The following is a 9956-nucleotide window of genomic DNA, read 5'->3' as shown; positions in this document are numbered from 1 at the left end:
CTCTTCTGATTTGTTAGCGCAACCAGTAGATCACACTTCATCGTGCTTTTCATTTTTCTGGGGAACCCTCAGCCCACAGGGAGAGGGAACAAACATCAAAAACTTTATTGCACAGGCGTTGCAACCACGCCGCCCGTCATCGTCTGCTCAACCTGCTGCTTATCCATATTTACCGCGCTCAGCTTCCCATTCACCGTTGGCTTCAATGGCGCATTCGCCTGCACGCTGCCGCTGGCGGTCATCTGAATATTGCCGTCGCCCGTAATCGGTAACGCAGGCCAGCCCCACTGCTGCAGCACGTTGAGCGGTACGCCGCGCCCGTTCAGGCTCACCGTGGTCTGCCGCTGCGGGAGTTGTGAAACGGTCGCCGTGGCTTCCAGAATACCTTTCTCGGTAAAGGCACTCAGGTCGCTAATGTTCACCGTGGCGGCGTTGGCATTCAGCGCCAGCGACGGACGGCGCACGTCGACGCGGTTAAAGGTCGCCGCCGCGCCGTTTAATGTTGCGCTGCCGCCCCAGACGCCCCACTGGCGATCTTTCGCCAGCTGCAGGTTTGCGCCGTACCCGTCCAGGGAGGTGATCTGCCACGGGAAGGCGGGATCGATGTCGATCACCAGGTTGCGGCTCAGGCCGAATTTTTGCAGCGTGACGCTGTTCAGCCATTCCGGCAGCGGCTCCATCCACAGCGTTTTCCAGTTTTCAGGAAGGGTGTACTCCAGCCCGGCGATGGCAACATCGTCCAGAACCAGCGCTTTACCGTCGCGCAGCCAGTTGCCGGACGTGCGCACCATACCGCCTTCCCAGCGGGAGGTGAACTGACGCAGCGCTATGCCCTGCGGGGAAAACTCCGCATTCAGGATCGGGTCAAACAGATGCAGCGAGCCGAAGATAAACTCGCTGGCGTTCATGGACAGGCGACCTTCCTGGCTCTGCCAGTCGCCTTTGCTGAGAGTCAGGTTGCGCAGGCTTAAGTCGAGATCGGTCACCGCCCAGTCCGGGCCCTGCAGGCGGGCATCGGTGACCTCCAGACGGCCAATTTGCAGGGAGGGGATGGTAGCCAGCGGCGCGAAGAACGCTTTCAGCGTTTTGTCGCTCTGCAGGCGGATCTCGTTCAGGCGCATGGTGTCGATTATCCAGCTCCCGTCGGCGTTACGCAGGGCGGAGCCGGTGAGCGAGCCACGGGCCATATCGGCACCAATGGTGTTCAGCACCACCTCCTTGCCGTTCAACTGGCCGTCGATTAGCACGTTGGTGGCCGGTACGCCGTTCAGGGTCAGCGAGCCGGCGCTCATCTGAATCTTCGCGTTTTTACCCAGCACGTTCCCGGCTTCTGGCTGCCATGGGCTGACGCCGCCCGTGACCTTCTGTGCGCTCAGATCCCATTCAGTATTCGGGCTGTTAAAGGCCATGTTGTTCAGCTGCAGACGATCGGCCTGGAAGGGCAGCGGCGCTGTTTGAGGCGAGAGATTCAGCGTGCCGTCGAACAGGGTGATAGTGCCCATGTGCAGCGGAGCAGTGATCTGACGGCTGCTCAGGCCAATATCGACTTTTTTGGCAACTAATGTGGCGGGTTTACCGTCCCGCCCAAAGGTGACATTTTCCAGAATGAGGTGGGAAGGCGATGAAAAGCGGTGATTCATCTTGTCGAAACTGAGTTCGTAGTCGGTATTCACCGTAATCCAGCTGCTGACCTGCGCCGCGCCCCAGCGGGTCTGGAGCAAAATATAGAGCGCCAGCAGCACAATAAGCAGGGCTACCAGAAGATAGACGAGTAGCTTTCCAATAAATTTCATGGTCTTCCATCCCGCGAAACGAACATAAGGGAGTTATGCACGATTTATGCGCAATGCTCAAGGCGGGAATGGTGTAATTAGATGTCACGGCAGGCATTGACCGCCTGCCGTGAGGGAGATCAGTTCTTCTCAGGCGGGAAAACGAGGTTCAGCACGATAGCGGTGATACCGCCCGCGGCAATGCCGGAAGAGAGCAGGTTTTTAACCCAGTCCGGCGCAAACTGCAGGATCAGCGGCTGCTGGGAAACACCCAGACCAACGGCCAGCGACAGCGCGATAATCATGATTGCGCGGCGGTTCAGCGGCTCGCGGGAGACGATACGCACGCCGGAGGCCGCGATAGTCCCAAACATCACCAGCGTTGCGCCGCCCAGCACCGGCTCAGGAATGTGCTGCACAAAGCCGCTCACCGCCGGGAACAGGCCGAGGACGATCAGCATCAGCGCCACCACGAAACCAACGTAGCGGCTGGCCACGCCGGTCAGCTGGATCACACCGTTGTTCTGGCCGAAGCAGGAGTTCGGGAAGGTGTTGAATACCGCAGAGACAAACGAGTTCAGGCCGTTCGCCAGTACGCCGCCTTTAAGACGCTTCATGTACAGCGGGCCGGAAACCGGCTGCTCAGAGACGTCGGAGGTAGCGGTGATATCACCGATGGTCTCCAGAGAAGTAATCATAAAGACCAGCATCAGCGGCAGGAGCAGACCCCAGTCTATGCCCAGGCCGTAATAAAGCGGCGTTGGGACGGTGATCAGCGCGCTGTTGGTCGGCGCGGTGTTCTCCGGCAGCATCCCCAGCGCCCACGCCAGCAGATAGCCCGCCGCCATGGCGATCACCAGCGAGGCCACGCGCAGGTAAGGGTTACGCTGACGGTTAAGCAAAATAATGATCGCCAGCACCACGCCCGCCAGCAGCAGGTTTTTCGGCGCGCCGAAGGTGTGGTCGCTCATTGCCGCGTAGCCGCCACCGATGGAGGTGAGGCCCACCTGAATCAGCGACAGGCCGATAATCATCACCACCACGCCGGAAACCAGCGGGGTGATCACACGGCGTGCCAGGTGCAGCACGCGGGAGATGACCATCTCCGTGCAGCTTGCCAGCATCAGGGTGCCGAACAGCGCCGCCATCATGGTCGGAACATCCGCACCGCCGGTTTTCAGCGCCGTACCGCCCATGATCAGCGGCGCCACGAAGTTAAAGCTGGTGCCCTGAATCGACAGTAGCCCAGACCCCACCGGGCCCCAGGCTTTAATTTGAATAATGGAGGCCACGCCGGAGGCGAACAGAGACATACTGATAATGTGCTGCGTGTCCTGCGCCGGTAAACCGAGCGCCTGGCAAATCAGCAGCGCCGGGGTGATCACCGCAACAAACATCGCCAGAAGATGCTGGCAGGCGGCAAAAAGCGTCTGCGGCAGCGGCGGTCGGTCTTCAAGGCGGTAAATCAGTTCGCTATTTTGCTTCTGCGCAATCGGTTGCGCATCTGGCGATTCTATGGTGTTAACGGACATCGGCGGCAATCCCACGGTGGAAAAGCGGGCATTTTATCTGACCACCTGGTAAAAGCAAACGATTGCCAGCAAAAAAAAGGAAGAAAATCTGCCGCTGTGAGCAGGTTTTTTACAACCTATCGGAAAAAAAAATTACACTTTTTGCGCCGGGGGCTCATGACGAGCGCAAACCGGCCCAGGATAACGCCGCGTGTGTATGGAATACGCGCATAACAGGAGCCTTTTATGATTCATCTCGATACGTTGTCGACCCTTGTTGCCGCAACGCTGGTTCTTCTGCTTGGTCGCAAGCTGGTCCACAGCGTTTCCTTTCTGAAAAAATACACTATTCCTGAACCTGTCGCCGGCGGTCTGCTGGTGGCGCTGGCCTTGCTGATACTGAAAAAAAGCATGGGCTGGGAAATTGATTTTGATATGTCCCTGAAAGACCCGCTAATGCTGGCTTTCTTTGCCACCATCGGCCTGAACGCTAATCTGGCAAGCCTGCGCTCGGGCGGTAAGGTGCTCGGCGTGTTTCTGATTGTGGTGGTGGGGCTGTTGCTGATGCAAAACGCGATTGGCATCGGTATGGCAACGCTGCTGGGGCTGGATCCGCTGATGGGGCTGCTGGCGGGGTCGATTACCCTTTCGGGCGGTCACGGCACCGGCGCGGCGTGGAGCAAGCTGTTCATCGAACGCTACGGTTTTGAAAACGCGACGGAAGTGGCGATGGCCTGCGCGACCTTTGGCCTGGTGCTGGGTGGCCTGATTGGCGGCCCGGTAGCGCGTTATCTGGTGAAGCACTCCACCACGCCGAATGGCAGACCGGACGATGAAATGGTGCCGACCGCGTTTGAAAAACCGGACGTTGGCCGCAGCATCACCTCGCTGGTGATGATTGAAACCATCGCAATGATTGCCATCTGCCTGACCGTGGGCAAAGTGGTTGCGCAATGGCTGGCGGGTACCGCGTTTGAACTGCCGACCTTTGTCTGCGTGCTGTTTATCGGGGTGATCCTGAGCAACGGTCTGGCGCTGATGGGCTTCTATCGCGTGTTTGACCGTGCGGTATCGGTGCTTGGCAACGTCTGTCTGTCGCTGTTCCTGGCGATGGCGCTGATGAGCCTGAAGCTGTGGGAGCTGGCCTCGCTGGCGCTGCCGATGGTGGCGATTCTGGCGGTGCAGGCGCTGTTTATGGCGCTTTATGCCATGTTCGTGACCTGGCGCATGATGGGGAAAAACTATGATGCGGCGGTGCTGGCGGCCGGTCACTGCGGGTTTGGTCTGGGGGCTACCCCAACGGCTATCGCCAACATGCAGGCGATCACCGAACGATTCGGGCCATCGCATATGGCGTTTCTGGTGGTCCCGATGGTCGGCGCATTCTTCATTGATATCGTCAACGCGCTGGTGATCAAGCTTTACCTGATGCTGCCGATGTTTGCCTGAGATCAGGCGTTGGAATACCGTTCGGTTTCCGGCATCCAGCGCTCAATTAACGCTGCCGCCTGTTCGGGGTAGCGTTCATGAATATGGCGCGCAAGGCGCTGAACTTCGGGGATCATGGCCTGATCGCGCAGTAAATCCGCCACTTTGAATTCAGCATTTCCCGTCTGGCGCGTGCCCAGTAGTTCGCCCGGGCCGCGTATCTCCAAATCTTTTTGCGCAATCACAAAGCCGTCGTTGCTGTCGCGCAGCACCTGCAGTCGCATCTGGGCGGTTTTCGAGAGCGGAGCTTTGTAGAGCAGGACGCAGTGGGACGCTACCGCGCCGCGGCCAACGCGCCCGCGCAGCTGGTGGAGCTGGGCAAGCCCCAGACGTTCCGGGTTTTCGATGATCATCAAACTGGAGTTGGGGACGTCAACGCCCACTTCGATGACCGTCGTCGCGACCAGCAAATGCAGTTCCCCCTGTTTGAAGGATTGCATCACCGCCTGCTTCTCGGCAGGCTTCATGCGGCCGTGAACCAGGCCAACGTTCAGCTCGGGCAGTGCCAGCCTGAGCTCTTCCCACGTCGCTTCGGCGGCCTGGGCTTCCAGCAGTTCAGACTCTTCAATCAGGGTACAGACCCAGTAGGCCTGACGCCCTTCATGGGTGCAGGCATTGCGCACCCGGTCAATGATGTCGCTGCGGCGCGTATCCGGTATGGCGACCGTCGTCACCGGCGTTCGGCCCGGCGGCAGTTCGTCGATGGTAGAGGTATCCAGATCGGCGTAGGCGGTCATCGCCAGGGTACGCGGGATCGGCGTGGCGGTCATGATCAGCTGGTGCGGGTGGAAGCCCTGCTGCAGCCCTTTTTCCCACAGCGCCAGACGCTGATGCACGCCGAAGCGGTGCTGCTCGTCGATAATCACCAGCGCGAGGCCGTTAAACTGCACCTGCTCCTGAAAGATAGCGTGTGTGCCGACAATCATCTGCACCTGGCCGCTGGCGATGGCTTCCTGCTGCGCAAGACGCGCTTTGCCTTTTTGCTTTCCGGCGAGCCAGCCCACCTCAATCCCGAGCGGTGCGAACCAGGCGCGGAAATTGTTGGCGTGCTGTTCAGCCAGCAGCTCGGTTGGTGCCATCAGCGCGACCTGTTTGCCGTGGGCGATGGCGCGTAACGCGGCCAGGGCGGCAACCAGCGTTTTACCTGAACCTACGTCGCCCTGCACCAGGCGCATCATCGGCACGTCGAGCGCCATGTCGCGCTCAATCTCGGCGGTGACGCGCGCCTGCGCGCCGGTGGGCTTAAAGGGTAGCGAGGCCAGCAGCTTATCTTTGAGCACATCATTCGGGCTTAACGGCTGAGCGTGGAAACGCTGCGCGCCGGCGCGCAGCGCCAGCATGCTCAGGTTATGCGCCAGTAATTCCTCAAGGATAAGACGCCGTTGGGCGGGGTGTTTACCGCTTTCTAAATCGCTGAGCTGCAGCGTTGGCGGCGGGCGGTGCAGGGTGCGCAGCGCCTCGGGCAGGCTCATCATCCCCTGAGCCAGTTCTGGCGGCAGCAGTTCGGTAATGGCGCAGGTATCCAGCAGTTCCAGGGCCTGATCGGTGAGCTTACGCAGCGTCGCCTGCTTGATGCCTTCGGTCGTCGGGTAAACCGGGGTGAGCGTCTCCTGCAGCTCCGGCGTGCTGAGATCGCCCTGCACGCGGTACTCCGGGTGGATCATCTCTGCGCCGTATTTCCCGCGTTTGGCTTCGCCATAGGCCAGCACTCTGCGGCCTGTCGCCAGGCTGTTTTTCATTGCTGCGCTGAAGTTGAAGAAACGCATGGTGAGGATGCCGGTACCGTCGCTGATCTGACAGGTCATCATCCGGCGTCCGCCGAAAGTGATATTGCAGTTCAGGACTTCGCCTTCAACGGTGGCGTAAATGGCGGGAAGCAGATCGCCAATCTTGTAGAGCTGAGTGCGGTCTTCGTAACGCAGGGGGAGATGAAGCAGGAGATCCTGCACGGTGTACAGGCCAATTTTTGCCAGCTTATTGCTTTGCGCCGCGCCCACGCCCGTCAGGCTGTTGAGCGGGATAGCATCCAGCAGGCGGCCTTTCATCGGTTACCCGGCGTACTGCATGGTGGCCCACCACTCGGCATCGGCTTCAATTTCGCCCTGCGCGTTGACGTGGGGGTAAGGCAATTTTTTCTGCTTCGCAACGCGTGCCAGCACCGGATAGCCACCTTCAAACAGCAGGCGCTGCTGTTCTTCTTCCGGCAGCATGCTGTTGCTGCGCTCGTACATCCCGGCGTTCTGACGCTGGCGCTGCGCTTCATACAGAATGAGCGCGGACGCCACGGAGACGTTAAGGGACTGGACCATGCCGATCATCGGAATGATGATGTCCCGATCCGCCAGATCCAGCGCTTCCTGGGAGATCCCGGTTTTCTCCTGACCCATCAAAATGCAGGTCGGGCGGGTATAGTCTATCTCGCGGAAATCCACGGCCTTATTGGACAGGTTTGTCGCCAGGATCTGCATACCGCGTCCTTTCAGATGCGATACGGCATCGCCAATCGTCTGGTGAGATTTGACGGATACCCAGCTGTTACTGCCTGCCGCAGCAGAGACCATGGTTCGCATCCGGTGACCCGGCCAGACGGCGTGCACTTCATGCACGCCGACGGCATCTGCGGTACGGACGATGGCAGAGACGTTATGAGGTTTATGCACCTGCTCCATGCAGACCGTCAGGTCAGGCTGGCGTCTGGCAAGCATTTCGCAGATACGGGCATAACGTTGTGAATTCATAAACCTAGTTTCGGTTTCGGGTGACTTTAATCACGTCCGGCATGACGCGGATCTTGCGCATAATGTTCGCCAGATGCACGCGGTCGCGAGCGGTCAGACGAATAAAGGCGCTATAGACGCGGCCGTCTTTTTCTTCCGTATTCAGGCTCTGAATGTTGGACGAGGCCGTGTTGATGGCTGCCGTCAGGTTCGCCAGGGCACCCTGGTGGTTGAACATATCCACCTTAATTTCGGTGATAAATTCCTGCGCCGTCTCTTTATCCCACTCGACCGCCATAAACTTCTCGGCTTCTTTCTGGTAGCCGCGAATGTTACGACAGGATTCATGGTGGATAACCAGCCCTTTGCCCGGACTGACGTGCGCAATAATCGGGTCGCCAGGGATTGGACGGCAACATTTTGCGAAGGTGATTAGCACCCCGTCCGCGCCTTTGATCGGCAGATGAGCATGGCCGGATGCGCCTGGAGCAGATGGCGTCGCTTCGCCCTGCTGCAGGTTTTTCGCCACCACGACGCTCATCGCGTTACCCAGACCAATTTCCGCCAGCAGATCGTCCAGAGACGTGAGCTTCATACGGTCGAGTTCACGCTGAATATGCTCCGGTGGGATCTCAGCCAGCTTGCGGCTGCCGCCCAACGCGTGGTTGAGCAGGCGACGCCCCAGGCTGACGGAGTCATCGCGCTTGAGGTTTTTCAACAGCTGACGAATTTTGGCGCGTGCTTTGGAACTCACGACAAAGTTCAGCCAGGCCGCGTTCGGACGTGCGCCCGGCGCGGTAATAATTTCGACCGTCTGTCCGCTGGAGAGCGGCTGAGACAGCGGGTAAGGCTGTCTGTCGACGCGCGCGCCCACGCAGGCGTGCCCGATATCGGTATGCACGGCGTAGGCGAAGTCGACCGGTGTTGCGCCCGCAGGCAGTTCGACAATGCGACCTTCTGGGGTGAAAACGTAAATCTCATCCGGGAAGAGATCGGATTTAACGCTCTCGATAAATTCGAACGAGCTACCCGCACTCTGCTGAAGCTCCAGCAGGCTCTGCATCCAGCGCTGGGCGCGGATTTGCGCGGTGGTGCTGCTTTCGCCACCGTGCTCTTTGTAAGCCCAGTGTGCGGCTACACCCATCTCTGCCATCTGGTCCATGTCTTCGGTGCGGATCTGCACTTCAACAGGCACGCCGTGCGGACCGATCATCGAGGTATGCAAAGATTGATAGCCGTTCGCTTTAGGAATGGCGATGTAATCTTTCATGCGCCCCGGGCGCGGTTTATAGAGGCTGTGCATCTGCCCCAGCACGCGGTAGCAGGTGTCAGAGTCGTGGACGATTACGCGGAACGCGTAGATATCCATGATCGAGTGAAAACGCTGCTCTTTGAGCACCATTTTGCAGTAGATGGAGTAAAGATGTTTTTCGCGACCGCTGACGCGGCACGGGATTCCCGCTTCCTGCAAACGCCCTTCAATTTCAGAGAGGATCTTTTGAATCATCTCTTTACGGTTACCGCGTGCGGCTTTCACCACCTCTTTAATCACGCGATAGCGGTTCGGGTACAACGCTTCAAAGCCCAGTTCTTCCAGCTCGGTTTTGATGTGGTGGATACCTAAACGGTGCGCCAGCGGACTGTAAATTTCGAGGGTTTCACGGGCAATGCGGCGACGTTTATCCGGGCGAAGTGAGCCCAGCGTGCGCATGTTGTGGGTACGGTCAGCGAGTTTGATGAGAATGACGCGGATATCCTGCACCATCGCCATAATCATCTTGCGGAAGTTTTCGGCTTGCGCCTCTTTCTTGTCGCGGAATTTCAGCTTATCAAGCTTAGAGACCCCTTCCACCAGCTCGGCAACGCTTTTGCCAAACAGCTGTTCCATATCCTGGTAGGTGGCAGGGGTATCTTCGATCACGTCGTGCAGCAGGGCAGCCATCAGCGTTTCGTAGTCGAGTTTCATCTCGGCCAGAATACAGGCTACCGCAACCGGGTGCGTGATGTAGGGTTCACCGCTTGAACGTGTCTGGCCCTCGTGAGCGTCACGTGCAACGAGATACGCCTGCTGAAGACGCTTAATCTGGTCTTCAGGCAGGTAGATTTGAATCAGTTGATTCAGGCTTTCAAACAGATACAAGGGCGACCCGCAGGTTTAATTAACGACGACCTTCAGCAATGGCGGTTACGGCCTGCAGTTCTGCGGCTTCCTGCTCTTGCTGCTCCTGGCGCTCACGCACGTCGAGGATCTGGTTGTTGATCAGACCTTCTTCGATTTCGCGAAGTGCAATAACGGTGGTTTTATCGTTTTCTTCCGGTACCAGCGGATCTTTACCACCCACCTGCATCTGACGAGCGCGACGCGCGGCGACCAGCACCAGGTCAAAACGGTTACCAATTTTCTCTACAGCGTCCTGAACAGTTACGCGTGCCATACTTAAAATGCTCCACAGGTGAAGAAATGACTG

7 protein-coding genes are annotated in these 9956 nt (G+C 58.5%); 1 reads left to right on the top strand and 6 read right to left on the bottom strand.

All coding sequences use genetic code 11. The features are described from left to right. Positions 1-104 precede the first annotated feature (104 nt). Complete coding sequence (locus IM299_RS19090; RefSeq protein ID WP_047366904.1) at positions 105-1793, bottom strand: AsmA family protein; 1689 nt, start codon at positions 1791-1793, stop codon at positions 105-107. A gap of 119 nt (positions 1794-1912) precedes the next feature. Further along, positions 1913-3304: a xanthine/proton symporter XanP gene (xanP, locus tag IM299_RS19085; RefSeq protein WP_014881972.1), complete on the bottom strand. Its 1392-nt coding sequence runs from the start codon at positions 3302-3304 to the stop codon at positions 1913-1915. Between the two features lie 225 nt (positions 3305-3529). Between xanP and gltS the strand changes: the two genes are divergently transcribed. Beyond that, a complete protein-coding gene (gene gltS, locus IM299_RS19080) occupies positions 3530-4732 on the top strand; it encodes a sodium/glutamate symporter (RefSeq protein ID WP_061096645.1) in 1203 nt (400 codons plus the stop codon). Between the two features lie 2 nt (positions 4733-4734). Here the strand turns inward: gltS and recG are convergent, their stop codons facing one another. From recG to rpoZ, 4 genes are read right to left on the bottom strand one after another with little or no spacing between them, the layout of a single operon-like run. After that, positions 4735-6816: an ATP-dependent DNA helicase RecG gene (gene recG / locus IM299_RS19075; protein ID WP_193357947.1), complete on the bottom strand. Its 2082-nt coding sequence runs from the start codon at positions 6814-6816 to the stop codon at positions 4735-4737. A 3-nt stretch (positions 6817-6819) separates the two neighbouring features. After that, positions 6820-7509 (bottom strand): tRNA (guanosine(18)-2'-O)-methyltransferase TrmH, encoded by a 690-nt coding sequence (gene trmH, locus IM299_RS19070; RefSeq protein ID WP_193357946.1) that lies wholly within the window; start codon positions 7507-7509, stop codon positions 6820-6822. 4 nt (positions 7510-7513) lie between these two features. Next, positions 7514-9628: a bifunctional GTP diphosphokinase/guanosine-3',5'-bis pyrophosphate 3'-pyrophosphohydrolase gene (spoT, locus tag IM299_RS19065; protein WP_045630233.1), complete on the bottom strand. Its 2115-nt coding sequence runs from the start codon at positions 9626-9628 to the stop codon at positions 7514-7516. Positions 9629-9647: 19 nt separating this feature from the next. Further along, entirely contained in the window at positions 9648-9923 is a 276-nt protein-coding gene (gene rpoZ / locus IM299_RS19060; protein ID WP_000135058.1) for a DNA-directed RNA polymerase subunit omega, read from the bottom strand. Between the last annotated feature and the right edge of the window lie 33 nt (positions 9924-9956).

Origin of the sequence: Enterobacter cloacae complex sp. P47BA (assembly GCF_014930485.1) — a bacterium.
Classification (GTDB): domain Bacteria; phylum Pseudomonadota; class Gammaproteobacteria; order Enterobacterales; family Enterobacteriaceae; genus Enterobacter; species Enterobacter bugandensis.
This window is presented reverse-complemented; position numbering and strand designations above follow the sequence as displayed.

Bases quoted from the DNA above. Each gene is read 5' to 3' on its own strand.
- IM299_RS19090 (WP_047366904.1), bottom strand. From the start codon at position 1,793: ATGAAATTTATTGGAAAGCTACTCGTCTATCTTCTGGTAGCCCTGCTT.
- xanP (WP_014881972.1), bottom strand. From the start codon at position 3,304: ATGTCCGTTAACACCATAGAATCGCCAGATGCGCAACCGATTGCGCAG.
- gltS (WP_061096645.1), top strand. From the start codon at position 3,530: ATGATTCATCTCGATACGTTGTCGACCCTTGTTGCCGCAACGCTGGTT.
- recG (WP_193357947.1), bottom strand. From the start codon at position 6,816: ATGAAAGGCCGCCTGCTGGATGCTATCCCGCTCAACAGCCTGACGGGC.
- trmH (WP_193357946.1), bottom strand. From the start codon at position 7,509: ATGAATTCACAACGTTATGCCCGTATCTGCGAAATGCTTGCCAGACGC.
- rpoZ (WP_000135058.1), bottom strand. From the start codon at position 9,923: ATGGCACGCGTAACTGTTCAGGACGCTGTAGAGAAAATTGGTAACCGT.